Below are 25,593 nucleotides of genomic sequence, written 5' to 3' on the forward strand. Positions count from 1 at the left end.
TCTGCTGATTGCCTTCCAGCAGGGCGTTAAAGGTATGGAAAAACTCTTCCTGCGAGCGCTCTTTATTGGCAAAGAACTGAATGTCATCGATCAACAGTGCATCGACGGAGCGGTAATAACGCTTAAATTCTTCAATGGCGTTGTTCTGCAGCGCTTTTACCATGTCCTGCACAAAACGTTCTGAGTGCATGTAAACCACCTTGGCATTCGGCTTGCGCGCAATAATGCCATTTCCCACTGCATGTAACAGGTGAGTTTTACCTAAACCGGTTCCGCCATAAAGGAAGAGCGGGTTGTAAGCGCCACCAGGGTTATCCGCCACCTGACGTGCCGCCGCGCGCGCCAGTTGGTTAGATTTACCTTCAACGAAGTTATCGAAGTTATGGCGGTTATTCACATTTGAGCGGTAGGTGACATCCGCCGGGGCGGGCACTGAGTCCCAGCTTGGACGCAAGATTTGCGCCGGAGCAGGACGGTTTTCAACAGGAGCAGGGGTGCTGTAAGCCGCCATGGCTGGCTGGCTGGTTGCAACCTGCGCAGCCGGGCGCGTGCCCACTTCAAAACGCAGCAAAGGCACATTCGGACCGCAGAATTCATTCAGCAGCCCATTAATACTATTGAGATATTTATCCCGAACCCAGTCGAGTACAAACCGATTTGGTGCATACAAGGTCAGCGTATTGTCGTTTAATTCAGCTTGCAGCGGACGAATCCACATGCTGAATTCGGTGGCAGGAAGCTCATCCTGCAAACGGGCAAGACACTGTTGCCAAAGCGTAAGTGACACGGCGGACTCCACTCGTACAAAATCGATAAGAATTTCAGGCGCTAATAATAGAAACTGTCTTTTTTGACACAGGCGATCAGAAAGCGCCTGCGACCGCTATCCGCGGTAGTCATCCCTGGCGATCGCAGTGAGGATCGTCAGCGGAAGGGCGGATCATAGCGCAAAGCGGCACAGAGATCTTCCCTTTCTACACAGTTTTGATCCAATTTATCCACAGGCTAGTGAAGCGCTAATGAGTTTACGCTTTCTGTGGAAAAAGCGAGCGGTGATCTTGCTGAAAGAGGCAATTTTTCTGGTCGCCTCTCGTTTCCGCGCAATAAATCTGCAAATTGATCGCAAGAAGATCCTGCGCGATCCTTGCGCTTTACCCTATAGCCCGTATAATTCCCCACCCGGCATTATTGCGTGAAGCCTTGATGCCCGGAATCAGCGGGCTGTATCTGGTTTCCAGGTGCCGCGAACTGCGAAGTAAATTGACTCTGGACTGTACAATTATTACAATCCCGCCTCTTTATTAAAGACACATTGAGGCGTAGGTCGATTTACTGGCCCGAAAACGCGTCACCCAGTGAAAATTTTCAAGTTTAGGTAGAAATCGCCATGAAACGCACTTTTCAACCGTCCGTACTGAAGCGCAACCGTTCTCACGGCTTCCGTGCTCGTATGGCTACTAAAAATGGTCGTCAGGTTCTGGCACGTCGTCGTGCTAAAGGCCGCGCTCGTCTGACCGTTTCCAAGTAATAAAGCTAACCCCTGAGTGGTTAAGCTCGCATTTCCCAGGGAGTTACGTTTGTTAACTCCCACTCATTTCACTTTCGTCTTCCAGCAGCCACAAAGAGCCGGTACGCCGCAAATCACCATCCTCGGCCGCCTTAACTCGCTGGGGCATCCCCGCATCGGTCTTACCGTCGCCAAAAAGCATGTGAAACGCGCCCATGAACGCAACCGGATCAAGCGATTGACCCGCGAAAGCTTTCGTCTGCGCCAACATGAGCTGCCTGCGATGGATTTTGTCATCGTGGCGAAAAAGGGGATTGCTGACCTCGATAACCGTGCGTTAACGGAAGCGTTGGAGAAATTATGGCGTCGGCACTGTCGCCTGGCGCGCGGCTCCTGATCGCCCTGATACGCGTTTATCAACGCGCCATCAGCCCACTACTTGGACCTCATTGTCGGTTCCATCCCACCTGCTCGCAGTATGGGATTGAGGCATTACGCCGTTTCGGCGTCGTAAAAGGTAGTTGGTTGACGATAAAACGCGTATTAAAATGCCACCCTTTGAACCCGGGTGGTGACGATCCTGTGCCGCCAAAAACCTTTGATACCAGAGAACATTAACGATGGATTCGCAACGCAATCTCTTTCTCATCGCTTTTCTGTTCGTGTCTTTTATGATCTGGCAAGCCTGGCAGACGGACCACGCTCCGCAGCCACAGCAGACTCAGACCACGCAGAACACAAGCAGCGCAGCGGGTGATGCCGCCTCTTCCGGCGTGCCGGCTAGCGGTCAGGGCCAAACGATCACCGTTAAGACTGATGTCCTGTCACTCAGCATCAATACTCGCGGTGGCGATATTGAGCAGGCACAGCTGCTGACTTACCCGGACAAACTGGGTTCAGACGCACCGTTCCAGTTGCTGGAAACCACCCCCGCCTTCGTTTATCAGGCGCAAAGTGGCTTAACCGGTCGTAATGGCCCGGATAACCCGAACAATGGCGCTCGTCCGCTGTTCACCACCACTCAGGATCACTTCGAGATGGCCGATGGCCAGACCGAGCTGCGTGTACCACTGACCTGGACCGATGAAAAAGGTGTGGTTTATACCAAAACCTTCGTGTTCAAGCGTGGCGACTTCGCGGTTAACGTTGACTACAACATCAATAACGCCTCGCAGCAACCGCTGGAAGTGTCGATGTTCGGTCAGTTGAAGCAGACCATTGATCTGCCGAAGCATCGTGATACCGGCAGCAACAACTTTGCCCTGCACACCTTCCGTGGCGCAGCGTACTCGACCAGCGAAGCGAAATACGAAAAATACAAATTCGATACCATCGCGGATAACGAGAACCTGAACGCCACCACCAGCAATGGTTGGGTGGCGATGCTGCAGCAGTACTTCGCTACCGCCTGGGTGCCGCGTACTCAGGGTAACAACACCCTGTACACCAGCAACCTCGGTAACGGCGTTGCGGCAATCGGTTATAAATCTTCACCGGTGACCGTGGCAGCAGGCGCACAGCAAGACCTGGGCGCGACCCTGTGGTTGGGGCCAGAAATCCAGGACAAGATGGCCGCTATCGCGCCTCACCTGGATCTGACCGTGGATTACGGTTGGTTGTGGTTCATCTCTCAGCCACTGTTTAAGCTGCTGAAGTTCCTGCACAGCTTTATCGGTAACTGGGGCTTCTCGATTATCGTTATCACCTTCATCGTTCGTGGCATCATGTACCCGCTGACTAAAGCGCAGTACACCTCCATGGCGAAGATGCGTATGCTGCAGCCGAAGATTCAGGCTATGCGTGAGCGTCTGGGCGATGACAAGCAGAAGCAGAGCCAGGAAATGATGGCGCTGTACAAAGCAGAGAAAGTGAACCCGCTGGGTGGTTGCTTGCCGCTGGTTATCCAGATGCCTATCTTCCTGGCCTTGTACTACATGCTGTCAGGTTCGATTGAACTGCGTCATGCACCGTTCATTCTGTGGATTCATGACCTTTCCGCGCAGGATCCGTACTACATTCTGCCGGTTATCATGGGTATCACCATGTTCTTCATCCAGAAGATGTCACCGACCACCGTGACCGATCCGATGCAGCAGAAGATCATGACCTACATGCCGGTTATCTTTACCGTGTTCTTCCTGTGGTTCCCTGCGGGTCTGGTGCTGTACTACATCGTCAGTAACCTGGTGACCATCCTCCAGCAGCAGCTGATTTATCGCGGGCTGGAAAAACGTGGTCTGCACAGCCGCGACAAGAAGAAAGCGTAACGTCTGACTGCAACAGCAGCAGCGTATACTCAAGGGGCGGCATTTATGTCGCCCTGTTTTTTTTCAAAATTTGTACCCTGAATAATTCGAGCGCAGCCAACGCCGCTGCAGCTTGAAGTATGACGGGTAAGAGAGAGAATCATGAGCCACAGCGATACTATCGTTGCCCAGGCGACACCTCCCGGCCGTGGCGGCGTCGGCATTCTGCGTATTTCCGGCGCCAAAGCCGCTGACGTCGCGCAAGCCGTGCTCGGCAAATTGCCGAAACCGCGTTATGCCGACTACTTGCCATTCAGCGATGCGGATGGCAGCGTGCTGGATCAAGGGATTGCGCTGTGGTTTCCAGGCCCCCACTCTTTCACCGGCGAAGATGTGCTGGAGCTGCAGGGTCACGGCGGCCCGGTGATTCTGGATCTGCTGCTGAAACGCATCGTGGCGCTGTCGGGTGTACGCATCGCTCAGCCGGGTGAATTCTCCGAACGGGCGTTCCTCAACGACAAACTCGATCTGGCGCAGGCGGAAGCGATCGCCGACCTGATCGACGCCAGTTCAGAGCAGGCCGCGCGTTCCGCCGTGAATTCACTGCAAGGCGCATTTTCCCTGCGCATCAATACACTCGTGGAAGCACTCACTCACCTGCGCATCTACGTGGAGGCCGCTATCGACTTCCCGGATGAGGAGATCGATTTTCTGTCTGACGGCAAAATCGAAGGTCAGCTTAATGCGGTGATCGGCGATCTTGATAACGTGCGCGCCGAAGCGCGTCAGGGCAGCCTGCTGCGCGAAGGAATGAAAGTGGTGATTGCTGGTCGTCCTAATGCCGGTAAATCCAGCTTGCTGAATGCCCTCGCCGGTCGTGAAGCCGCGATTGTCACCGATATCGCTGGCACCACGCGTGACGTGCTGCGTGAGCATATTCATATCGACGGCATGCCGCTGCACATCATCGATACTGCGGGGCTGCGTGAAGCCAGTGATGAAGTTGAGCGAATTGGAATTGAACGCGCCTGGCAGGAAATCGAGCAAGCCGATCGCGTGCTGTTTATGGTGGATGGCACCACCACCGATGCCACCGAAGCGGCCGCAATCTGGCCTGATTTTGTCGCACGTTTACCGGCACAACTGCCGATTACTGTGGTGCGTAACAAAGCCGATATGACCGGTGAGGTGCTAGGTCTGACAGAAGTGAATGATCACTCACTGATTCGTCTCTCTGCGCGGACGGGGGAAGGCGTGGATGCACTGCGCGACCATCTAAAACAGAGCATGGGCTTCTCTGGCAATATGGAAGGTGGCTTCCTGGCACGCCGACGCCATCTGCAGGCATTAGAGTTAGCAGCCACTCACTTACAGCAGGGTAAAAACCAGCTGCTGGGTGCATGGGCCGGTGAACTGCTGGCGGAAGAGCTGCGTCTGGCGCAGCAAGCACTGAGCGAGATCACCGGTGAATTCACCTCCGACGACCTGCTCGGCAGGATTTTCTCCAGCTTCTGTATTGGTAAGTAGTCTTTACCCTGTTTCCCCCATCACTGTTTGGTTGGGGGAAACATGCGTCTTTGTTATTTGGCACCCCCTCTCCTTTGCAGTATAACGATCGCTGGCCGTGCTAAAGCGTATCGGCCTCACCCACGATTCATGCTAAATATTAGGCGCAAGTTGCTGCCTGAACAGGAGAGAAACATGAGTACACCGCTCGACAGCGTGGCGCTGAACGCGCTGTTCAATGACGCTCGCACCCACAGCTACTGGCAGGACAAACCGATTTCTCACGAAGTGCTGCAGCAACTCTATAGCCTGACCGCGCTCGGCCCGACTTCAGCCAACTGTTCACCAGGACGGTTCGTGTTTGTCACTTCGCAGGAAGGCAAAGAGAAGCTGAAACCTGCGCTCTCCTCCGGCAACGTGGACAAAACCATGGCAGCACCGGCAACGGTGATCGTGGCGTGGGATCCTGAGTTCTATGAAGCGCTGCCCAAACTCTTCCCGCACGGTGATGCGCGTAGCTGGTTCACCAGCAGCCCGGATTTGGCTAAAGAGACGGCTTTCCGCAATAGCAGCCTGCAGGCAGGATATTTAATTCTGGCGGCGCGTTCGCTGGGGCTGGATGCCGGCCCGATGTCCGGTTTTGACCCGTCAAAAGTCAATGAAGCCTTCTTTAGCGAAAGCAAATGGCAGGTGAATTTACTGATTAATCTGGGCTATGGCGAAGCCAGCAAACTGCATGCGCGTTTACCGCGTCTCGGCTTTGATGAAGCCTGCAAATTTGCCTGATTGATTCCAGGCGTCGGGCATTGCGCGACGCCTGTCACTCATATTAACCCAGCGAGTGAAAACCGCTGTTGAAATAGACCATCGGCTCCGCCGCTTCACTTGGCTGTGAAATGCCAACGATGCGCGCCAGCAGCACGCTGTGCGTATTCCACTCCACCACTTTCTCCAGCTGGCAGTCAAAACTCACCAATGCATCAGCCAGCACCGGTGCACCGGTGTTCAGCGTTTGCCACTCACCGCTCTGGAAGCGTTCTGCGCGACGTGCAGACTGACTGAACTGCGCGCATAAATCGTCATGCTGTTCTCGCAAGACGTTCACAGCGAAATGGCCAGCATTCACAAATGCGTCGTGGCTGGATGCACTACGGTTAACACACACCAGCAAGCTTGGCGGCTCGGCAGCCAGTGAGCTAACGGAGGTCGCAATCAGACCCAGCTTTTCGCCCTGAAACTCAGTGGTCACTAAAGAAACGCCTGCGGTCAGGCGGCGCATACCATGACGAAATTCATCAAGTGAGATTGATTCCTGGCGAGTAAGTGAAGTTACTGACATAAAAAAACTCCGACGTGCATGCTGCTGCGATGGGCACGATTATCTTGAGGTGGATTGTTCACGCACTTAGATGTGCTTTTGGTTGCCCAAATCCTACACTACCTCAGACTTTACGGCACCCTATCCGCGCAAAATCAGCAAAAGCGTTATATGCAAATTCAACTGATGGGATTAGCCGCCGCTTCGGTCTTATCTGATTTTTGGTCATTCCATGTTATGCCGGATGCAAACCTCTGAGAAAATTCCTACAATAGCGCTGATGATTATCTGACCATTTTCACGGAGCGACAGATGGCTAGTCATTTTGTACGTTGGATGGGTAACTCGCCGCTCTCTTCAGAGCTGTTTCGGGTTCCACAGGATGTGATTAACAGCGCCGAGCGCTTCCCTGACAAGCGCCGTAGCCGTTTTCTCGCCGCACGCGAATTGCTGGCTCAGCTGATGCTGCGCGTCTATGGCATTCGTGAACTGCCGCCGCTCATCACCACCAGCAGCGGACGCCCTTGCTTTGCCGATCCCAACCTCCCTGACTTCAGCATTGCGTACGCCGGTAATATGGTCGGTGTGCTGCTGGCGGAAGAAGGCGGACGTGCGGGGTTGGATATGGAGATTGTCCGCGCCCACAGCCGTCAGACGCAGGACACGCTCACGCAGGATCTCTCATCGGGTGAGAAAGCGTGGATCAACGCGCAGCAGGATTTTATGGAAGCGGTGACGCAAATCTGGACGCTGCGCCAGAGCATCCTCAAATTAACCGGTGAAAGTGAGAACGGTGCCGGTTCGCTGCAGTTGCACCCTGCTGCCGGCCGTCTGCGCTCCAGCGTGTTTCCGGATATTCAGGCGGTCTGTGATGCCGAGCCGATGCTAGTGTGGTCGTGCGCGCTCTCTCCGGGCACTGAGCGCTTATGCCTGTGGGAGATTGATGCACAACAGCAATGGCAGCCATTGCGCGACGTTGAAATGAGCAAACCGAATATTGGCCCGCGCTCGCTGCGTCTGACCAGCCTCACTCCCACCCCCCAGGAAATCGGACATCTCTAACAAAACAGGCCGCAATCGCGGCCTGTTGTTTTTAGTGCGCGTCGATAAACGCGATTTTTAGCACAAACAGCAGGGCAACAATCACCACGCACGGGCTGATTTCACGCCAGCGTCCTGTGCCAAGCTTCATCACACAGTACGAGATGAAGCCCAGCGCGATACCTTCGGTGATCGAGAAGCTGAATGGCATCATCGCCGCCGTGACAAACGCCGGGACCGCTTCGGTGAGATCGTCCCAGCGCACGCGTGACAGTGACGCCGTCATCAAGACTCCCACATAGATCAGCGCACCTGCTGCCGCATAAGAAGGCACCATCGCGGCCAGCGGTGACAGGAACATCACCAGCAGGAACAGAATCCCGGTGATGACCGCCATCAAGCCGGTACGGCCACCAATCGCCACGCCGGAAGAGCTTTCGATATACGCCGTCACTGAAGAGGTGCCGATGAGCGAACCGGTCACCGAGCTGATGCTATCAACATACAGCGCCTGCTTCATACGCGGGAAAGTGCCCTTTTCATCGGTCAATCCGGCCTTATCGGTGACACCGATCAGCGTGCCGGAAGAGTCGAACAGGTTGACCAGCATAAAGGAGAAGATCACTCCCGCCATGCCGATGTTGAACGCCCCTTTAATATCGACCTGACCCACCACCGATGTCACTGCCGGCGGCGCGGCAAACACACCGCTGAATTTCACATCGCCAATGGCTAAGCCAATCGCCGTGGTGACCACAATCGATACCAGCACCGCCGCGTGGATATTGCGTGAGGCCAGAATCGCGATAATGAAGAAGCCCAGCGCCCCCAGCAGTACGCTATGCGAGGTCAGGTTCCCGACCGTCACAATGGTGTCGGCATTCGGCACGATGATACCGGCGTTTTTCAGGCCCATCATGGCGATAAACAGGCCGATACCGGCGGTGATGCCGACGCGCAGACTCATCGGGATATTAGCAATCATCCAGTAGCGCACACGCAACAGCGTGAGGATCAGCAGACCCAGTGCGCCCCAGAAGATCGCGCCCATACCAACCTGCCATGAATAACCCATCGCGCCGACCACCACAAACGCGAAGAAGGCGTTCAGCCCCATCGCCGGTGCCAGCGCGACCGGCAAGTTCGCCACCAGCCCCATCAGGATGCTACCAAAGGCCGCTATCAAACAGGTGGTGACAAACACCGCCTGAGTATCCATGCCTGCGGCGCCCAGAATTTGCGGGTTTACAAAGACGATATACACCATCGTCAGGAAAGTCGTGAAACCGGCGATCACTTCGGTGCGCGCGGTTGTGCCGTGTTCCTGCAGCTTAAAGATACGCTGCAACAAGCCCTGATTGTTCATTCAACTGTCCCGGAAAAAAATTTATCGCCGTGTATCCTATAGATTTTAGCGCAGCAAAACACTGATTATTCGCAAACGGTTGCCGGGGTCGCTTTCTACGCTCAGTGCGCTAGAGTGTCAGCTGGCTGTTTAATAAAAGGATGATGTGCGATGTCAGTTGAATGTGTGTTTTTCGATTGCGACGGTACGCTGGTCGACAGTGAAGTGATCTGTACGCAATCCTACGTCAACACCTTTGCCCAATACGGTATTGAGCTCTCTTTGCAGCAGATGTTTGAGCAGTACAAAGGGGTAAAGCTCTATGACATCGTGCGGGATGTACTGGCGCAGCATCAGAAAGAGGTGCCGTTAGACGAGTTCGAAACGGCGTATCGTGCAGATGTCGCCCGCCTGTTTGACCTCGACCTAAAGCCGATTGCCGGTGCCAAAGCGCTGGTGGAAAGCGTGAAAGTGCCGATGTGCGTGGTCTCGAACGGGACAGTGAAGAAGATGCAGCACTCGCTGGGCTTAACCGGCATGCTGCCGTACCTCGAAGGTCGGCTGTACAGCGGATACGACATCAATCACTGGAAGCCCGATCCGGAATTGATGTATCACGCGGCGGAGCAAATGCAGGTGCCGATTGAGAAGTGCATTCTGGTGGATGATTCAGAAGCCGGTGCGCGTGCGGGGATCGCGGCGGGCATTCCGGTATTTTACTACTGCGCTGATGCGCACAATCCGGAGTTGGATCATCCGCTGGTGACGCGCTTTGATGATATGACGCAACTGCCCGCACTGTGGCGCGCACGGGGTTGGGATTTGGTGTAAACCCAGGGCGGCATGAATGTCGCCCCTGCAGAAACCGGCGCACGATGTCCGGGCAATGCAGGATGCAAATCGACTGACCCCAAAAGTGTTACCTCTGTGGTCGGTCTGATCTGTTACCTCTGTGCCCGGTGGAACCTGGTGCTGCCTCTACAGAGGCCGATGTGCGATTTTGATCTGTTCGCAGATCTAATAGGGTGCGCATTTATGCGCACCAGGTAACCTAAACGCCTTAGCCAATCGCGCCCAGTGAATCCTCGTTGCTCTGTTTCTTCGGCAGCAGGAACAGTGTCGCAACGATATCCAACAGATAAATCAGCGCCAGCAAAGTGATGGCCGCAGTAAAGGATATTTGCGCCGCCAGCAGGCCAATCACCAGCGGACCAAAGCCGCCAACACCGCGCCCGAGGTTAAACAGTACGTTCTGCGCAGTGGCACGCGCCTGCGGTGGGAAAGTGTCGGAGATCAGCGCACCGTAGCCGCCAATCATGCCATTCACAAACATCCCCATGATCGCGCCAGTGAACAACATCACGGTAGGATCGCGCAGCTGCGCATACACCACCACCATCACCACTGCGCCAAACTGGTACAGCAGGAAAATCTTCCAGCGCGCGAAGCGATCGGCCAATACACCAAACAGCCAGATGCCAAAGGTCATGCCGACCACGGTCACCGCTGTCCACAAGCCGGATTTGGTCAGGCTGAATCCAAAGCTCGATGACAGATAGCTCGGCATCCAGATCATCAAGCCGTAGTAACCGAAGTTCTGCACTGAGCAGAGGATGAAAATCCCGAGGCTGGCTTTACTGGTGGCGCGGTCGGCGAACAGCAATTTGATGCGTGCGGCGAATGATAGCTGCGGCGTCTTCTCAACGTGACGCGTGAAGCCTTCCGGCTCGCCCATGCTACGGCGAATCACAAACGACACCAGTGCAGGCAACAGGCCCACCAGGAACATGCCGCGCCAGCCGATCACACTCAGTAGCGGCGGAGTAATAAACGCCGCCAGCAGCACACCGAGCTGCCAGCCGATGCCGACCCATGCCGAGGCGCGATTACGCTTCTCCTTCGGCCAGGCTTCCGCAATCAGCGCCATGCCAATACCAAACTCACCGCCTAAGCCCACGCCCGCCAGCGTGCGATAGGCCAACAGATCCCAGTAGCCCTGCGCCACCGCGCACAGCCCGGTGAAGATGGAGAACATCAGGATCGTCACGGTAAGAATACGGATACGACCATAGCGATCGCTGAGATGACCAAACACAATGCCACCGATCACCGCGCCGATCAGCGTCCAGGTGACCAGCGAACCGGCCTGAGAGGGATCGAGCGCCAGCGAGACGCTGATCGCCGGTAACATAAAGCCCAGAATTAACAGATCGAAGCCGTCCATCGCATAGCCACTAATGGCAGCAACCATCGCTTTTGCCGGCGTCACGGCGTTTTTTTTCGTTATTGGGGAAGACATTTAACAGCACCTGGCAGAAAAAAGTGCGCCAAGTATAAAGAGAGGGAATCGCGGAGACCAATCAGAAATGAAGATGGCTGCCTGTTTGCCACAGTGGCAACAGGCAGCCGAAACGGCAATTAAGAGGGTTTATTGCTGCCGTCGTCACCTGACAGCAGTTCATCCAGCTTGTCGCCGCCAACGTGACGGAAATCCTGACCTTTAACGAAATAGAAGATAATTTCGCAGATGTTCTGGCAACGGTCACCGATACGCTCGATGGCGCGGGCACAGAACAGCGCCGTCAGTACACTTGGGATGGTGCGGGGATCTTCCATCATGTAGGTCATCAGCTGACGCACAATGCCTTCGTACTCTTTGTCGACCTTCTTATCTTCACGATAGATCTTAATGGCTTCATTCAGATCCATACGCGCGAAGGCATCCAGCACGTCATGCAGCATCTGCACGGTGTGGCGACCCAGAGACTCCAGACTCACCAGCAGAGGCAGGTGCTGCTGGCTGAACTTCTCCAGCGCCGTGCGGCTGATTTTCTCAGCGACGTCACCGATACGTTCCAGCTCAGAGATGGTCTTGATGATTGCCATCACCAGACGCAAGTCGCTGGCGGTAGGTTGACGTTTGGCGATGATGCGCACGCAGGCTTCATCAATCTCCACTTCCATCATGTTGACCTTCTGATCACCGTCGATCACGCGACGTGCCAGCTCGCCATCCTGGTTGTGCATCGCGGTAATGGCATCGGTAAGCTGCTGCTCAACCATGCCACCCATGATCATCACCTGGGTGCGAATGTGTTCCAGCTCCGCGTTGAACTGACCGGAGATGTGTTTGTTCAGATTCAAATTGTCCATGTGCGTCTCCTGAATCAGCCGTAACGACCGGTGATGTAATCTTCGGTCTGCTTCTGCGCGGGCTTGGTAAACAGTGTATCGGTGTCGCTGAATTCGATCAGCTCGCCCAGATACATGAAAGCGGTATGGTCAGAACAACGCGCGGCCTGCTGCATGTTGTGCGTCACGATCACCACGGTGTAATCCTGCTTCAGCTCGGTGATCAGCTCTTCAATACGACCGGTAGAGATCGGGTCGAGGGCTGAGCATGGCTCATCCAGCAACAGCACTTCCGGGCGAATCGCGATACCGCGTGCGATGCACAGACGCTGCTGCTGACCGCCGGAGAGACTGTAACCGCTCTGATGCAGCTTGTCTTTGGTTTCATTCCACAGCGCGGCTTTGGTCAGCGCCCACTGCACACGCTCGTCCATATCGGCACGTGACAGCTTTTCAAACAGACGCACGCCAAACGCGATGTTGTCATAAATCGACATCGGGAACGGCGTTGGCTTCTGGAACACCATGCCAACGCGTGCGCGCAGCAGGGCGATATCCTGATGGGAAGCCAGAATATTGTCGCCATCCAGCAGAATGTCACCTTCAGCACGCTGCTCAGGGTAGAGCGAGTACATTTTGTTGAAGGTGCGCAGCAGGGTGGATTTACCACAACCTGATGGTCCGATGAAGGCGGTGACCTGGTTCTTCGCGATATCCAGGTTAATGTTCTTCAGAGCGTGAAACTTTCCGTAATAGAAGTTCAGATTGCGAACCTGAATTTTACCGGCAGAAGTCGTTGCCATACTCATTGCTCATCTCTCATGTGCAGCGCCGCCGAAGCCGCGCCGGGAAATTAATGTTTGCCCTTGGCGAAAACCACTCGCGCGACAATGTTCAGCAGCAGCACGCACAGGGTAATGATCAACACACCCGCCCATGCCAGGCTTTGCCACTCGGCAAATGGGCTCATGGCGAATTTGAAAATCGTCACCGGCAGGTTGGCGATCGGCTGCATCATGTCGGTACTCCAGAACTGGTTCGACAGCGCAGTAAACAGCAGCGGTGCAGTTTCGCCCGCGATACGTGCCACGGCCAGCAGGACACCGGTAATGATGCCGGAGACTGAAGCTTTCAGCGTAATGGCAGAAATCATCTTCCACTTCGGCGTACCCAGTGCATAAGCCGCTTCACGCATGCTGTCAGGTACCAGACGCAGCATGTTTTCAGAAGTACGAATCACGATAGGAATCTGCAACAGCGCCAGCGCCACCACACCCGCCCAGCCAGAGAAGTGCTGCATCTGTGCCACCACGATGGTATAGACGAACAGGCCCACTACAATCGACGGTGCTGACAACAGGATGTCGTTGATGAAGCGAATCACTTCCGCCAGCCAGTGCTTACGGCCATATTCGGCAAGATAGATACCAGCCATGATACCCAGCGGTGTACCGAACACCGTTGACCACAGAATGAGTAACCCACTGCCCGCCAGGGCGTTGGCTAAACCACCGCCTGCGGTGTTCGGTGGCGGGGTTGATTCAGTGAACAGTGACCAGCTCAGACCATCAATGCCTTTGGTGACGGTAGTGAACAGAATCCACACCAGCCAGAACAGGCCAAAGGCCATGGTCAGCATCGACAGCGTCAGTGCCACTTTATTTTTAGCACTGCGACGTGCCTGCATTTTACGGCGCGAGGCTTCCAGCTCAGCACGAGCATGCATTTCGATAGCGGTCATGAACGGGCTCCTTCACTCTTCGCCAGGCGCAGGATCATCAGTTTGGAGATGGCCAGTACGATAAAGGTAATCACGAACAGAATCAGACCCAGTTCCATCAATGCCGCCACATGCACACCGGATTCAGCTTCAGCGAATTCGTTCGCCAGCGCGGAGGTGATACTGTTGCCCGGCATAAACAGCGAGGCGCTGTCGAGCTGGTAGGTGTTACCGATGATGAAGGTCACCGCCATGGTTTCACCCAGTGCACGACCCAGGCCCAGCATCACACCACCGATTACACCGTTTTTGGTGAACGGCAGCACGATGCGCCAGATCACTTCCCACGTGGTGCAACCAATACCGTAGGCGGACTCTTTCATCATCACTGGCGTCTGCTCAAACACATCACGCATGACCGATGCAATGTACGGAATGATCATGATGGCGAGGATCACGCCAGCGGCCAGAATACCGATACCGAATGCCGGGCCTGAGAACAGGGCACCCACAATGGGAATGTTCGACATGATGTTGCCGACCGGTGTCTGGAAGTACTCAGCGAACAGCGGGGCGAAGATAAACAGGCCCCACATGCCGTAAACGATACTCGGGATCGCTGCCAGCAACTCAATTGCGGTACCCAGCGGGCGACGCAACCAGTTAGGTGCCAGTTCCGTCAGGAATAGCGCAATGCCAAAGCTCACCGGCACAGCGATGATTAAGGCAATGATGGAGGTGACGAGGGTGCCGTAGATCGGTACCAGCGCACCAAATTGTTCGTTTGGCGCATCCCAGGTTTTGGTCCATAAGAAGGAAAAACCAAATTTTTGGATGCTTGGCCAGGAGGAGAAAATCAGGGAGACGATAATGCCACCCATCAACAACAACACGATAAGCGCGGAAAGTTTCACCAGCGCGCCGAAAATCATGTCACCTTGTTTACCTGGGGCTTTGAACGTCGGCTTAGTGGCAGCCATAAGTTTCTCGGTTCTCAGAGGAAGTTCAGGGCGGCATACCATGCCGCCCATCGGGTTGGTCAGTCAGGGGAGACTGACCGGGTCATTCGCTTACTTGTAAATCGCTTTGCCTGAGCTGTCTTTGATGTTCGCTTTCCAGGCAGTACGAATCTGGTTAGCAACGCTTTCTGGCAGCGCAGCGTAATCCAGTGCGGTTGCAGTTTTGCTGCCGCCTTTGTAAGCCCAGTCGAAGAACTTCATCACTTCAGCACCTTTAGCCGCATCAGCCTGCTCTTTGTAGATCAGGATGAAGGTGGTAGAAGAGATTGGCCATGCATCTGCACCTTTCTGGAAGGTCAGGTCCTGAGCGAAAGATTTGCTCCAGTCTGCGCCTTTAGCAGAGTTTGAGAAGCTGGTTTCGCTTGGCGCAACTGGCTTGCCATCTGCATCCATTAGTTTGGTGTAGGTCAGGTTGTTCTGCTTAGCGTAAGCATACTCAACGTAGCCGATTGAACCAGGCAGACGCTGTACGAAGGCTGCAACGCCGTCGTTACCTTTACCGCCCAGACCGGTTGGCCAGTTAACGGTGTTGCCTTTACCAATTTTGCTGTTCCAGTCTGCGTTGACTTTAGACAGGTAGCTGGTGAACACGAAAGAGGTACCTGAACCATCTGCGCGGCGAACCACGTTGATGTTGGTGTCTGGCAGTTTCACGCCTGGGTTCAGTTTAGTGATCGCCGGGTCGTTCCACTTTTTGATGTTGCCCAGGTAGATATCGCCAACGGTTTTGCCGTCCAGCGTCAGTTCACCTGATTTCACGCCTGGGATGTTAACGGCCAGTACCACGCCACCGATAACGGTAGGGAACTGGAACAGACCATTTTTTTCCAAATCGGCATCACTTAACGGCGCATCAGACGCACCGAAATCGACGGTTTTAGCGATGATTTGCTTAACGCCGCCTGAAGAACCAATACCCTGATAGTTGATTTTGCTACCGGTGGCTTGCTGATACTCTGCTGCCCACTTGGCATAAACCGGTGCCGGGAATGTACCGCCAGCGCCAGTCAGGTCGGTGGCTGCAAAAGCAGATACCGCGCTTACTGCGAAGGTGGCGGCGAGGATTCGGGCTACGGATGTACGCATCAGTGTCATGTTCCCTCCAGGGGATTTAAAAAAATCAGGCTCAATGCCATTTTAGTTGGAGTCAGTGATTGCTGCTGGAGGGAAAATAGGACAGTTTGATGACAGTGAAATGTACGAAATATGACAGTTATATGACACCGTTTAAAAAGCAAGCGGACCCGTTGCAGGCCCGCCCTTTTTATAGATTATTCAACAGTAACCGATTTTGCCAGGTTACGGGGCTGGTCAACGTCGGTGCCTTTAATCAGCGCAACATGATACGAAAGCAGCTGCAACGGCACGGTATAGAAGATCGGTGCTATCACCTCTTCGACGTGTGGCAGTGAGATGATTTTCATGCCCTCGCTGTCGGTGAAACCCGCATCCTGATCGGCAAATACATACAGCAAACCGCCGCGCGCGCGCACCTCTTCAATGTTCGATTTCAGCTTCTCCAGCAGCTCGTTATTCGGCGCAACGACGATCACCGGCATATCGGCATCAATCAGCGCCAGCGGGCCGTGTTTCAGCTCTCCGGCGGCGTAGGCTTCTGCGTGAATATAGGAGATCTCTTTCAGCTTCAGCGCGCCTTCCATCGCAATCGGATACTGATCGCCACGGCCCAGGAACAACGCATGATGCTTGTCAGAGAAACCTTCAGCCAGGCTTTCAATCACTTTATCCTGCGCCAACATCTGCTCAATGCGGCTTGGCAATGCCTGCAGCGCATGCACAATTTCGTGCTCGGTTTCTGGCTTCATGCCACGCAGACGACCCAGTTTTGCCACCAGCATCAGCAACACTACCAACTGCGTGGTGAAGGCTTTCGTTGAGGCCACACCAATTTCGGTGCCGGCTTTGGTCATCAGCGCCAGATCGGATTCACGCACCAGCGAAGAGCCGGCAACGTTACAGATGGCCAGCGAACCGAGATAACCCAGCTCTTTAGACAAGCGAAGCGCGGCCAGCGTATCGGCGGTTTCACCCGATTGCGACAGGGTGATCAGCAGACTGTTTTTACGCACAGCGGATTTGCGATAGCGGAATTCGGAGGCGATTTCCACATCGCAAGGAATGTTGGCCAGCGACTCAAACCAGTAGCGCGACACCATCCCGGAGTTATACGAGGTACCGCAGGCGATAATCTGGATGTGCTCAACCTTGCTCAGCAAGGTTTCGGCATTGGCACCCAGTTCGCTGAGATCGATCTGCCCATGATTAAAACGACCAGTGATGGTGTTTTTAATCGCGTTCGGCTGCTCATAGATCTCTTTCTGCATGTAGTGACGATAGGCACCTTTATCACCAGCATCGTACTGCGCCGTGGATTCGATTTCCGCGCGTTTGGCTGGCTTGCCATCACGATCGATGATGGTGACTTCACGGCGCGTAATCTCGGCGATATCGCCCTCTTCCAGGTACATAAAGCGGCGGGTCACCGGCAGCAGCGCCAGTTGGTCAGAAGCAATGAAGTTTTCACCCACGCCACGGCCAATCACCAGCGGGCTACCTGAACGCGCAGCCACCAGCACGGATGGATCGCGGCTGTCCATGATCACCATGCCATAAGCACCGCGCAGTTGCGGGATCACGCGCAGTACCACTTCACGCAATGTGCCGCCCTGCTTCTGCTCCCAGTGCACCAGATGCGCCACCACTTCGGTGTCCGTTTCTGAGGCAAACTGGTAACCGCGTTCGATCATCTGCGCACGCAATGGCTCATGGTTCTCAATGATGCCGTTATGCACAATGATGATGTGCTCAGAGACATGCGGATGCGCATTGGCTTCTGATGGCTCACCGTGGGTTGCCCAACGCGTATGAGCAATACCAGTGCCACCAATTAGTGGCTGCTGCTCTGCGGCTTCGGCCAGATTAGCCACTTTGCCAAGACGACGCAGACGCGTCATATGTCCCTGGCGATCGACAACGGCCAGACCCGCTGAGTCATAACCGCGATACTCAAGACGACGCAGACCTTCCAGCAGAATTTCTGCGATGTCACGCTGCGCTACTGCACCAACAATTCCACACATAATAGTTTCCTGACTTCATGGCTTTCGGCCATTGCGTTGTCTTCTGACCTGATTATTCCCCGAGCCTTGTAGAGAGTGGGGGATCTACCCTTCATACATCAAATTTCAGGTGCGTTGGCTATGCGCATTCACCTTAGTCACTGACTTCAGTCAACTCCTGAGGACTCGCGCTTGCCGCCTTTCTGAAACTCGAATGAGTTCGGGTAGTTTTTTTCACGGGCCGATCTTTGCCGACCCTTAAAATTTATTTTTTCTTAACCGGACGCTGCCAGCCAGACTTCTGATTCTGTTCTTTGCGGTTGTAGACCAAATCGGCGGCGGTGACATCTTTCATTACCGTGGTACCTGCCGCGATGGTCGCGCCAGCCGCGACGGTGACCGGGGCCACCAACTGGGTATCGGAGCCGACAAACACGTTGTCGCCGATAATGGTTTTCGATTTATTCGCGCCATCGTAGTTACAGGTGATGGTACCTGCACCGATATTCACGCCCGCACCAATTTCGGCATCGCCAAGATAGGAAAGATGACCCGCTTTAGAACCTTTGCCCAAGATGGCCTTTTTCATCTCAACGAAATTGCCGACATGTGCCTCTTCCGCCAACTCGCTGCCAGGACGCAGACGCGCGAATGGCCCAACGGTGCAGGCAGCGGCTAAGGTGGCATCTTCGAGGACTGAATAAGGGCTGATTTCACAATCATCACCAATAACGCTATTTTTGATGATGCACCCAGCGCCAATTTTGACGCGGTCGCCCAATGTCACGGTGCCTTCAATGATAACGTTGGTATCGATCTCGACATCACGCCCATGTTGCAGCGAACCGCGCAGGTCGAAACGCGCAGGATCGCGCAGCATGACGCCCGCCAGCAGCAATTGTTCTGCCTGCTCGCTCTGATAGGCACGCTCCAGCGTGGCCAGTTGCAGGCGGTTATTCACACCATCGGTCTCACTGATACGCGCAGGATGTACCGCGTTGATCACGCGACCTTCGTGATGCGCCATGGCGATGATATCGGTGATATAAAACTCGCCTTGAGCATTGTTATTGTTGAGCTGCGCCAGCCAGCGTTTGAGGTCGCCGCCGTTTGCAATCAGGATGCCGGTGTTAATTTCCTGAATCTTAAGCTGTTCTGCTGAGGCATCTTTCTGCTCAATGATGCCGGTCACCGTGCCGTTTTCACGCACGATGCGACCATAGCCGGTAGGGTTGTCTAACACCACGGTGAGCAAACCGATTCCACCTTCAGGTTTCGCTTCACGCAAACGCTGTAAAGTGGCTTGCGAGATCAGCGGTACGTCGCCGTACAGCATCAGGATGTCTTCGTCATCGGCAAAGAAAGGTGCTGCCTGCTGCATTGCATGGCCGGTACCGAGCTGTTCAGCCTGCAGTACCCAGTTCAGGGTGTTGTGGGCCAGTTTCTCTTGCAGTAAATCGCCGCCGTGACCGTACACCAGATGCACCTGCTGGGCACCCAGACCGGTCGCGGCATCGATCACATGCTGAACCATCGGTTTTCCTGCCAGGCTATGCAGAACTTTTGGCAGATCGGAATACATTCGGGTGCCTTTGCCAGCGGCCAGGATCACCACACTCATCGCGCTTGTAGACATAACTATCCAGACTCAATTTAACTTTCGAAAGTGTAAGGTTTACCTCTGAGATTACTACATTTTTCTCGGACCGAAATTAGCGGATAAAGATGAAAGGCTGATTGGAGATAAAACCAGTGCCGGCCTGGGCATCACGCGATGCATTTTGCCGATAGAATCGGGCAGAGCAAGACAACATCGCCCTCCCCCAAAGCAGGATGCTTTATAGCGCGCAAAAAAAATGCCAGCCCAATGGGCTGGCATTTCGTGACGCATAAAGCCTGATTACATCGCTTTCTTGGTCAGCTCGATTACACGCAGTTTCGCGATAGCTTTCGCCAGTTCCGCAGAGGCCTGAGCATAGTCCACATCACCGTGGCTGCTGTTCATGTGCTCTTCTGCTTTACGTTTCGCTTCCAGCGCGCGCGCTTCGTCGAGGTCTTCACCGCGAATCGCGGTGTCGGCCAGAACGGTCGTGCTGCCCGGCTGTACTTCCAGCACGCCGCCAGAGAGGTAGATATACTCCTCTTCGCCGTGCTGTTTCACGATGCGAATCATACCAGGCTTGATGGCTGTCAGCAGCGGGGCGTGGCCTGGGTAAATACCCAGCTCACCTTCGCTACCTGACACCTGGATGCGCTCAACCAGACCGGAGAACATTTGTTGCTCCGCGCTGACAACGTCCAGATGATAAGTCATAGCCATACTATTCCTCCTGGGAAACCGTTATTACAGTTTCTTCGCTTTTTCTACAGCTTCTTCGATAGCGCCGACCATGTAGAACGCCTGCTCTGGCAGGTGGTCGAATTCGCCTTCCATGATGCCTTTGAAGCCACGAATCGTGTCTTTCAGGGTCACGTACTTACCTGGAGAACCGGTGAAGACTTCAGCAACGAAGAACGGCTGAGACAGGAAGCGCTGAATCTTACGCGCACGTGCCACCAACAGTTTGTCTTCTTCAGACAGCTCGTCCATACCCAGGATGGCGATGATGTCTTTCAGTTCCTGGTAACGCTGCAGCAGAGACTGCACGCCACGCGCAACGTCGTAGTGCTCCTGACCCACGATCAGTGGATCCAGCTGACGGCTGGTGGAATCCAGCGGGTCAACGGCCGGGTAGATACCCAGAGACGCGATCTGACGGCTCAGCGTAACGGTTGAGTCTAAGTGAGCAAAGGTGGTTGCTGGTGATGGGTCAGTCAAGTCATCCGCAGGAACGTAAACGGCCTGTACAGAGGTGATTGAACCCGTCTTAGTGGAGGTAATACGCTCCTGCAACACACCCATCTCTTCTGCCAGCGTTGGCTGGTAGCCTACCGCAGATGGCATACGACCCAGCAGTGCTGATACTTCAGTACCGGCCAGGGTGTAACGGTAGATGTTGTCGATGAACAGCAGAACGTCACGGCCTTCATCACGGAATTTCTCCGCCATGGTCAGACCGGTCAGTGCTACGCGCAGACGGTTACCCGGCGGCTCGTTCATCTGGCCATACACCAGCGCTACTTTATCGATAACGTTGGAGTCAGTCATTTCGTGGTAGAAGTCGTTACCCTCACGAGTACGTTCACCCACACCAGCAAATACCGAGTAACCTGAGTGCTCAGCCGCGATGTTACGGATCAGCTCCATCATGTTTACGGTTTTACCTACACCCGCACCACCGAACAGACCGACTTTACCGCCCTTAGCGAACGGACACATCAGGTCGATAACCTTGATGCCGGTTTCCAGCAGCTCTTGCGAGTTAGACTGATCTTCATAAGAAGGCGCAGCACGGTGAATAGAGGAAACCTCTACAGTGGTGCCGTCGTCATTCTGCAGGTCGCCTTTCATGTCGATTGGTTCGCCCAATACGTTCATGATACGGCCGAGGGTTGCTTTACCAACCGGTACCTGGATCGGTTTTTTCAGGTCGGTAACTTGCAGACCGCGCTTCAGGCCGTCAGAAGTACCCATGGCGATGGTACGCACCACGCCACCACCCAGCTGCTGCTGAACTTCCAGCACCAGACGAGCGTCACCATTTTGAACCTCAAGCGCGCTATATACCTGTGGTACCGCGTCCTGAGGGAATTCGACGTCAACTACGGCGCCGATAATCTGGACAATCTTTCCAGCTGCCATCTTGAATCCTCTACCTAATACGAGAATATCCGGCCGCGCTCGCGCGACAGGATATATGCCTGGTTAAACCGCGGAGGCTCCCGAGACGATCTCGGTAAGTTCCTGGGTGATGCTGGCCTGACGAGCTTTGTTGTAAACCAACTGCAGCTCTTTGATCAGGTTTCCGCCGTTATCGGTTGCAGCTTTCATTGCCACCATACGTGCAGCCTGCTCACTGGCCAGGTTTTCCACCACACCCTGATAAACCTGCGATTCGACATAACGGCGCAGCAGGGTATCCAGCAGCGCTTTCGGATCGGGTTCGTACAGGTAATCCCAGGTCTTCGCCTTCATCTCTTCTTCACCTTCCGCTGGCGGTAACGGCAGCAGTTGGGTAATGGTCGGAGTCTGAGACATGGTGTTATTAAACTTGTTGCTGACGATATACAGCTTGTCGATGCGGCCTTCATCATAGGCCTGCAACATCGCTTTTACTGGGCCGATAAGATCAGACAGTGCAGGCTTGTCGCCCATACCAGTGACCTGTGCCACGATGTTGCCACCGACAGAGCCGAAGAATGAATTGCCTTTAGAACCGATAACGGCCAGATCGCTCTGTACACCTTTATCAGCCCAGCCCTTCATATCTGCCAGCAATTTTTTGAACAGGTTAATGTTCAAACCACCACAAAGCCCGCGGTCGGTAGAAACGACCAAATAGCCGACGCGCTTAACGTCGCGCTCTTCCAGGTAAGGGTGCTTGTATTCCAGATTCCCTAACGCAAGGTGACCAATCACTTTGCGCATGGTGTCTGCATACGGACGGCTGGCCGCCATGCGTTCCTGCGTTTTACGCATTTTGGAGGCGGCGACCATTTCCATCGCTTTGGTGATCTTCTGCGTATTTTTTACGCTTCCAATCTTGGTACGTATTTCTTTTGCACCGGCCATTAGCTTCTCCTCAAAGCCTTGCGGCCTGCCTTTTCAGACAAGCCGCCAGGCATTACCAGGACTGGGTTGCTTTAAACGTTTCGAGGAGGCCTTTCAGCTTCTCTTCGATTTCGTTATTAAAGTTGCCCGCTTGGTTGATTTCAGCCATCAGCTCAGCGTGATCGCGGTCTGCGAACGCCAGCAGAGCGGCTTCGAAGCTGCCGATTTTCGCCAGTTCAACGTCGTTCAGGAAGCCGCGCTCAGCAGCAAACAGCACCAGACCCTGTTGCGCGACAGACATCGGCGCATACTGTTTCTGTTTCAGCAGCTCGGTCACTTTCTGACCGTGGCTCAGCTGTTTACGCGTTGCATCGTCCAGATCGGATGCGAACTGAGAGAACGCAGCCAGTTCACGATACTGTGCCAGAGCGGTACGGATACCACCGGACAGTTTCTTGATGATCTTGGTCTGTGCAGCACCACCAACACGGGATACAGAGATACCCGGGTTAACGGCTGGACGAATACCGGAGTTGAACAGGTTCGATTCCAGGAAGATCTGACCATCAGTAATCGAGATTACGTTGGTCGGAACGAACGCAGAAACGTCACCCGCCTGAGTTTCGATGATTGGCAGCGCGGTCAGAGAACCGGTCTGGCCTTTCACAGCACCGTTAGTGAAACGCTCAACGTAGTCAGCGCTTACGCGTGATGCACGCTCCAGCAGACGAGAGTGGAGATAGAACACGTCGCCTGGGAATGCTTCACGACCTGGTGGACGGCGCAGCAGCAGAGAAATCTGACGGTAAGCAACAGCCTGCTTAGACAGGTCATCGTATACGATCAGGGCATCTTCACCGCGGTCACGGAAGTACTCACCCATCGCGCAACCGGCGTATGGCGCCAGGTATTGCAGTGCAGCGGATTCAGAAGCAGAAGCCACAACGACGATGGTGTTAGCCAACGCGCCGTGTTCTTCCAGCTTACGTACCACGTTAGAAATGGTTGACGCTTTCTGGCCAATCGCAACGTAGACACACTTGATGCCTGAATCGCGCTGGTTGATGATGGCGTCGATTGCCATTGCGGTTTTACCGGTCTGACGGTCACCGATGATCAGCTCACGCTGGCCACGGCCGATTGGAATCATCGCATCGACAGATTTGTAACCGGTCTGAACAGGCTGGTCTACTGACTGACGGTCGATAACGCCCGGTGCAATCACTTCAACCGGCGAGAAGCCGTCGTTGTCGATTGCGCCTTTACCGTCGATCGGTGCACCCAGGGTGTTCACCACACGGCCCAGCAGGCCACGGCCAACTGGAACTTCAAGAATACGGCCAGTACATTTAACCTTCATGCCTTCGGCGAGGTCAGCGTACGGGCCCATCACTACTGCACCAACCGAGTCACGCTCGAGGTTCAGTGCGATAGCGTAACGGTTGCCCGGCAGGGCAATCATCTCACCCTGCATCACATCGGCCAGGCCGTGTACGCGGATGATACCGTCACTTACAGAAACAATAGTACCTTCGTTGTGAGCTTCGCTCACCACATTGAACTGAGCAATGCGCTGCTTGATCAGTTCGCTGATTTCGGTGGAATTCAGTTGCATATGCTCCAGTCCCCTTAAGACTGCAAGACGTCTGCCAGACGATCAAGACGGCCGCGTACGCTACCATCAATGACCAGGTCACCCGCACGGATAACCACACCTGCCATTACAGACTTGTCAATTTTGCAATTCAGCTTAACTTTGCGTGACAGACGTTTTTCCATCGCGGCGCTGATTTTACTCAGCTGGCTGTCACTCAGGGTACTGGCAGAAATCACATCCACTTCGGCGGTCGCTTCATAAGCGTCACGCAGTTGGATGTACTGTTCCAGTACCGCTGGAAGTGCTGTCAAACGTCCGTTTTCCGCCATTACCTTAATCAGGTTCTGAGCGGGTTCATCAAGTTGATCGCCACATACCGCGTTGAAAGAAGCAGATAAAGCTTCCGGCGCGAGCGCACCGGAAAGAAGATCTGCCATCTGTTCGTTGCGAGCCACTTCAGCGGCAAACGCCAGCATGGTCTGCCAACGATCGATACTTTGATGCTCAACAGCAAAGTCAAAAGCTGCTTTGGCGTAGGGGCGAGCTACAGTAATCAGATCAGACATCAGCCCCTCCCTCCTTACAGTTCAGCGACCAGTTTATCAACGATGTCGCTGTTAGCAGCTTCATCCACGGAACGTTCGATGATTTTCTCGGCGCCAGCTAATGCCAGCAACGCGACTTGCTTACGCAGCTCTTCACGGGCACGTGAACGCTCGGCTTCGATTTCTGCCTGCGCTTGTGCCACGATGCGGTTACGTTCAGTCTCAGCTTCGGTTTTCGCTTCGTCCAGAATCTGTGCACGGCGTTTGTTCGCCTGCTCGATAATGACCTGAGCGTCTTCTTTCGCTTTTTTCAGCTGGTCGGTCGCATTGGCCTGCGCGAGATCTAAATCTTTCTTCGCGCGCTCAGCAGAAGCAAGGCCATCAGCAATTTCTTTCTGACGCTTCTCGATGGCAGCCATGATCGGCGGCCATACGTACTTCATGCAGAACGCGACAAACAGAATGAACGCGATGGCCTGGCCGAGGATTGTTGCATTAATGTTCACAGCACAATGCCTCTTATTAAGTTAACTTGCTCTGCCGCTATCAGCGATAAACGGCAGAATCCGTTCCTCATCACACCGGGTGCCATGAGTGAACAAGGCTACCAGGTTTAGGCGACCGCAAACATCACGTAGAGACCCAGACCTACAGCGATCATTGGGATTGCATCCACCAGACCCATTACAACAAAGAACTGCGTACGCAGCAGAGGAATCAGATCCGGTTGACGCGCTGCGCCTTCCAGGAATTTACCTCCGAGGATGCCGATACCGATCGCAGCACCGATTGCCGCCAGACCCATCATCACAGCGGCAGCCATGTACAGCAGATCCATATTCAGGTTTTCCATGACAGTCTCCAGTTTGTTTCAGTTAAAAGCTTA

The 25,593-nt window shown here is 54.3% G+C and carries 27 protein-coding genes; 9 read left to right on the forward strand and 18 right to left on the reverse strand.

The features are described from left to right. Nucleotides 1-787, reverse strand: a 787-nt coding sequence (locus tag RT340_RS05395; protein ID WP_313374619.1) for a DnaA ATPase domain-containing protein, incomplete at its 3' end; no start/stop codon positions are given. A gap of 232 nt (nt 788-1,019) precedes the next feature. Here RT340_RS05395 and RT340_RS05400 point away from each other — a divergent pair. The 7 genes from RT340_RS05400 to RT340_RS05430 all read left to right on the forward strand — a co-directional run bounded on the left by RT340_RS05400 (nt 1,020) and on the right by RT340_RS05430 (nt 6,045). After that, on the forward strand, nt 1,020-1,196 hold the full coding sequence (locus RT340_RS05400) for a hypothetical protein (protein WP_166933364.1): 177 nt from the start codon (nt 1,020-1,022) through the stop codon (nt 1,194-1,196). Between the two features lie 191 nt (nt 1,197-1,387). Further along, complete coding sequence (rpmH, locus tag RT340_RS05405; protein WP_000831330.1) at nt 1,388-1,528, forward strand: 50S ribosomal protein L34; 141 nt, start codon at nt 1,388-1,390, stop codon at nt 1,526-1,528. A gap of 16 nt (nt 1,529-1,544) precedes the next feature. Beyond that, on the forward strand, nt 1,545-1,904 hold the full coding sequence (rnpA, locus tag RT340_RS05410) for a ribonuclease P protein component (RefSeq protein WP_034830013.1): 360 nt from the start codon (nt 1,545-1,547) through the stop codon (nt 1,902-1,904). Next, nucleotides 1,868-2,125 (forward strand): membrane protein insertion efficiency factor YidD, encoded by a 258-nt coding sequence (gene yidD, locus RT340_RS05415; RefSeq protein WP_313374635.1) that lies wholly within the window; start codon nt 1,868-1,870, stop codon nt 2,123-2,125. The genes rnpA and yidD overlap by 37 nt, the downstream gene beginning before the upstream one ends. 2 nt (nt 2,126-2,127) lie before the next feature. Further along, entirely contained in the window at nt 2,128-3,774 is a 1,647-nt protein-coding gene (gene yidC / locus RT340_RS05420; protein ID WP_038643953.1) for a membrane protein insertase YidC, read from the forward strand. Nucleotides 3,775-3,915: 141 nt separating this feature from the next. Further along, nucleotides 3,916-5,280 carry a tRNA uridine-5-carboxymethylaminomethyl(34) synthesis GTPase MnmE gene (gene mnmE / locus RT340_RS05425; RefSeq protein ID WP_160869110.1) on the forward strand — a complete coding sequence of 455 codons (1,365 nt, stop codon included), beginning with the start codon at nt 3,916-3,918 and terminating at the stop codon, nt 5,278-5,280. Nucleotides 5,281-5,454: 174 nt separating this feature from the next. After that, entirely contained in the window at nt 5,455-6,045 is a 591-nt protein-coding gene (locus RT340_RS05430) for a malonic semialdehyde reductase (RefSeq protein WP_160833306.1), read from the forward strand. A 43-nt stretch (nt 6,046-6,088) separates the two neighbouring features. Here the strand turns inward: RT340_RS05430 and RT340_RS05435 are convergent, their stop codons facing one another. After that, nucleotides 6,089-6,598 (reverse strand): flavin reductase family protein, encoded by a 510-nt coding sequence (locus RT340_RS05435; RefSeq protein ID WP_313374640.1) that lies wholly within the window; start codon nt 6,596-6,598, stop codon nt 6,089-6,091. A gap of 291 nt (nt 6,599-6,889) precedes the next feature. Here RT340_RS05435 and RT340_RS05440 point away from each other — a divergent pair, with 291 nt between their 5' ends. Next, a complete protein-coding gene (locus RT340_RS05440; protein WP_097118425.1) occupies nt 6,890-7,639 on the forward strand; it encodes a 4'-phosphopantetheinyl transferase family protein in 750 nt (249 codons plus the stop codon). 31 nt (nt 7,640-7,670) lie between these two features. On the opposite strand, the gene RT340_RS05445 is transcribed toward RT340_RS05440, so the two are convergent. Continuing rightward, on the reverse strand, nt 7,671-8,984 hold the full coding sequence (locus tag RT340_RS05445; RefSeq protein WP_034830020.1) for an NCS2 family permease: 1,314 nt from the start codon (nt 8,982-8,984) through the stop codon (nt 7,671-7,673). A 150-nt stretch (nt 8,985-9,134) separates the two neighbouring features. Here RT340_RS05445 and yieH point away from each other — a divergent pair, with 150 nt between their 5' ends. After that, the gene (gene yieH, locus RT340_RS05450; protein ID WP_160833305.1) at nt 9,135-9,794 is read left to right on the forward strand and encodes a 6-phosphogluconate phosphatase; all 660 of its coding nucleotides are present in this window, start codon (nt 9,135-9,137) and stop codon (nt 9,792-9,794) included. Nucleotides 9,795-10,023: 229 nt separating this feature from the next. On the opposite strand, the gene RT340_RS05455 is transcribed toward yieH, so the two are convergent. The 15 genes from RT340_RS05455 to atpE all read right to left on the reverse strand — a co-directional run bounded on the left by RT340_RS05455 (nt 10,024) and on the right by atpE (nt 25,560). Then, complete coding sequence (locus tag RT340_RS05455) at nt 10,024-11,262, reverse strand: MFS transporter (protein ID WP_097118423.1); 1,239 nt, start codon at nt 11,260-11,262, stop codon at nt 10,024-10,026. A 119-nt stretch (nt 11,263-11,381) separates the two neighbouring features. Further along, the gene (gene phoU, locus RT340_RS05460; RefSeq protein ID WP_038643963.1) at nt 11,382-12,116 is read right to left on the reverse strand and encodes a phosphate signaling complex protein PhoU; all 735 of its coding nucleotides are present in this window, start codon (nt 12,114-12,116) and stop codon (nt 11,382-11,384) included. 14 nt (nt 12,117-12,130) lie between these two features. Continuing rightward, complete coding sequence (gene pstB, locus RT340_RS05465; protein ID WP_034830029.1) at nt 12,131-12,904, reverse strand: phosphate ABC transporter ATP-binding protein PstB; 774 nt, start codon at nt 12,902-12,904, stop codon at nt 12,131-12,133. Nucleotides 12,905-12,948: 44 nt separating this feature from the next. Then, nucleotides 12,949-13,836 (reverse strand): phosphate ABC transporter permease PstA, encoded by an 888-nt coding sequence (gene pstA / locus RT340_RS05470; protein ID WP_034830030.1) that lies wholly within the window; start codon nt 13,834-13,836, stop codon nt 12,949-12,951. After that, on the reverse strand, nt 13,833-14,795 hold the full coding sequence (pstC, locus tag RT340_RS05475) for a phosphate ABC transporter permease PstC (RefSeq protein WP_034830032.1): 963 nt from the start codon (nt 14,793-14,795) through the stop codon (nt 13,833-13,835). Before pstC ends, pstA begins: the two co-directional genes overlap by 4 nt. A 90-nt stretch (nt 14,796-14,885) precedes the next feature. Continuing rightward, complete coding sequence (pstS, locus tag RT340_RS05480) at nt 14,886-15,929, reverse strand: phosphate ABC transporter substrate-binding protein PstS (RefSeq protein WP_097118422.1); 1,044 nt, start codon at nt 15,927-15,929, stop codon at nt 14,886-14,888. Between the two features lie 176 nt (nt 15,930-16,105). Then, nucleotides 16,106-17,935 carry a glutamine--fructose-6-phosphate transaminase (isomerizing) gene (gene glmS, locus RT340_RS05485; RefSeq protein ID WP_097118421.1) on the reverse strand — a complete coding sequence of 610 codons (1,830 nt, stop codon included), beginning with the start codon at nt 17,933-17,935 and terminating at the stop codon, nt 16,106-16,108. Between the two features lie 244 nt (nt 17,936-18,179). Next, nucleotides 18,180-19,550, reverse strand: a complete 1,371-nt coding sequence (glmU, locus tag RT340_RS05490; protein ID WP_313374647.1) for a bifunctional UDP-N-acetylglucosamine diphosphorylase/glucosamine-1-phosphate N-acetyltransferase GlmU — start codon at nt 19,548-19,550, stop codon at nt 18,180-18,182. 264 nt (nt 19,551-19,814) lie between these two features. After that, entirely contained in the window at nt 19,815-20,234 is a 420-nt protein-coding gene (locus RT340_RS05495) for a F0F1 ATP synthase subunit epsilon (protein ID WP_034830038.1), read from the reverse strand. A 24-nt stretch (nt 20,235-20,258) separates the two neighbouring features. After that, entirely contained in the window at nt 20,259-21,656 is a 1,398-nt protein-coding gene (gene atpD, locus RT340_RS05500) for a F0F1 ATP synthase subunit beta (protein WP_034830039.1), read from the reverse strand. Nucleotides 21,657-21,719: 63 nt separating this feature from the next. Further along, a complete protein-coding gene (gene atpG, locus RT340_RS05505; RefSeq protein WP_313374650.1) occupies nt 21,720-22,586 on the reverse strand; it encodes a F0F1 ATP synthase subunit gamma in 867 nt (288 codons plus the stop codon). 52 nt (nt 22,587-22,638) lie between these two features. Beyond that, nucleotides 22,639-24,180 carry a F0F1 ATP synthase subunit alpha gene (gene atpA, locus RT340_RS05510; protein WP_058961695.1) on the reverse strand — a complete coding sequence of 514 codons (1,542 nt, stop codon included), beginning with the start codon at nt 24,178-24,180 and terminating at the stop codon, nt 22,639-22,641. Nucleotides 24,181-24,194: 14 nt separating this feature from the next. Further along, nucleotides 24,195-24,728 (reverse strand): F0F1 ATP synthase subunit delta, encoded by a 534-nt coding sequence (atpH, locus tag RT340_RS05515; RefSeq protein ID WP_034830043.1) that lies wholly within the window; start codon nt 24,726-24,728, stop codon nt 24,195-24,197. A gap of 14 nt (nt 24,729-24,742) precedes the next feature. Next, complete coding sequence (atpF, locus tag RT340_RS05520; RefSeq protein WP_034830044.1) at nt 24,743-25,213, reverse strand: F0F1 ATP synthase subunit B; 471 nt, start codon at nt 25,211-25,213, stop codon at nt 24,743-24,745. A gap of 107 nt (nt 25,214-25,320) precedes the next feature. Continuing rightward, the gene (atpE, locus tag RT340_RS05525) at nt 25,321-25,560 is read right to left on the reverse strand and encodes a F0F1 ATP synthase subunit C (protein ID WP_003849523.1); all 240 of its coding nucleotides are present in this window, start codon (nt 25,558-25,560) and stop codon (nt 25,321-25,323) included. Between the last annotated feature and the right edge of the window lie 33 nt (nt 25,561-25,593).

This window comes from Pantoea sp. CTOTU50773, from assembly GCF_032082325.1.
Taxonomy (GTDB): domain Bacteria; phylum Pseudomonadota; class Gammaproteobacteria; order Enterobacterales; family Enterobacteriaceae; genus Pantoea; species Pantoea communis.

What these genes read in the sequence shown, in the direction of transcription:
- RT340_RS05400 (WP_166933364.1), top strand. Translation starts at nt 1,020, where the DNA reads ATGAGTTTACGCTTTCTGTGGAAAAAGCGAGCGGTGATCTTGCTGAAA.
- rpmH (WP_000831330.1), top strand. Translation starts at nt 1,388, where the DNA reads ATGAAACGCACTTTTCAACCGTCCGTACTGAAGCGCAACCGTTCTCAC.
- yidD (WP_313374635.1), top strand. Translation starts at nt 1,868, where the DNA reads ATGGCGTCGGCACTGTCGCCTGGCGCGCGGCTCCTGATCGCCCTGATA.
- yidC (WP_038643953.1), top strand. Translation starts at nt 2,128, where the DNA reads ATGGATTCGCAACGCAATCTCTTTCTCATCGCTTTTCTGTTCGTGTCT.
- mnmE (WP_160869110.1), top strand. Translation starts at nt 3,916, where the DNA reads ATGAGCCACAGCGATACTATCGTTGCCCAGGCGACACCTCCCGGCCGT.
- RT340_RS05430 (WP_160833306.1), top strand. Translation starts at nt 5,455, where the DNA reads ATGAGTACACCGCTCGACAGCGTGGCGCTGAACGCGCTGTTCAATGAC.
- RT340_RS05435 (WP_313374640.1), bottom strand. Translation starts at nt 6,598, where the DNA reads ATGTCAGTAACTTCACTTACTCGCCAGGAATCAATCTCACTTGATGAA.
- RT340_RS05440 (WP_097118425.1), top strand. Translation starts at nt 6,890, where the DNA reads ATGGCTAGTCATTTTGTACGTTGGATGGGTAACTCGCCGCTCTCTTCA.
- RT340_RS05445 (WP_034830020.1), bottom strand. Translation starts at nt 8,984, where the DNA reads ATGAACAATCAGGGCTTGTTGCAGCGTATCTTTAAGCTGCAGGAACAC.
- yieH (WP_160833305.1), top strand. Translation starts at nt 9,135, where the DNA reads ATGTCAGTTGAATGTGTGTTTTTCGATTGCGACGGTACGCTGGTCGAC.
- RT340_RS05455 (WP_097118423.1), bottom strand. Translation starts at nt 11,262, where the DNA reads ATGTCTTCCCCAATAACGAAAAAAAACGCCGTGACGCCGGCAAAAGCG.
- phoU (WP_038643963.1), bottom strand. Translation starts at nt 12,116, where the DNA reads ATGGACAATTTGAATCTGAACAAACACATCTCCGGTCAGTTCAACGCG.
- pstB (WP_034830029.1), bottom strand. Translation starts at nt 12,904, where the DNA reads ATGAGTATGGCAACGACTTCTGCCGGTAAAATTCAGGTTCGCAATCTG.
- pstA (WP_034830030.1), bottom strand. Translation starts at nt 13,836, where the DNA reads ATGACCGCTATCGAAATGCATGCTCGTGCTGAGCTGGAAGCCTCGCGC.
- pstC (WP_034830032.1), bottom strand. Translation starts at nt 14,795, where the DNA reads ATGGCTGCCACTAAGCCGACGTTCAAAGCCCCAGGTAAACAAGGTGAC.
- pstS (WP_097118422.1), bottom strand. Translation starts at nt 15,929, where the DNA reads ATGACACTGATGCGTACATCCGTAGCCCGAATCCTCGCCGCCACCTTC.
- glmS (WP_097118421.1), bottom strand. Translation starts at nt 17,935, where the DNA reads ATGTGTGGAATTGTTGGTGCAGTAGCGCAGCGTGACATCGCAGAAATT.
- glmU (WP_313374647.1), bottom strand. Translation starts at nt 19,550, where the DNA reads ATGTCTACAAGCGCGATGAGTGTGGTGATCCTGGCCGCTGGCAAAGGC.
- RT340_RS05495 (WP_034830038.1), bottom strand. Translation starts at nt 20,234, where the DNA reads ATGGCTATGACTTATCATCTGGACGTTGTCAGCGCGGAGCAACAAATG.
- atpD (WP_034830039.1), bottom strand. Translation starts at nt 21,656, where the DNA reads ATGGCAGCTGGAAAGATTGTCCAGATTATCGGCGCCGTAGTTGACGTC.
- atpG (WP_313374650.1), bottom strand. Translation starts at nt 22,586, where the DNA reads ATGGCCGGTGCAAAAGAAATACGTACCAAGATTGGAAGCGTAAAAAAT.
- atpA (WP_058961695.1), bottom strand. Translation starts at nt 24,180, where the DNA reads ATGCAACTGAATTCCACCGAAATCAGCGAACTGATCAAGCAGCGCATT.
- atpH (WP_034830043.1), bottom strand. Translation starts at nt 24,728, where the DNA reads ATGTCTGATCTGATTACTGTAGCTCGCCCCTACGCCAAAGCAGCTTTT.
- atpE (WP_003849523.1), bottom strand. Translation starts at nt 25,560, where the DNA reads ATGGAAAACCTGAATATGGATCTGCTGTACATGGCTGCCGCTGTGATG.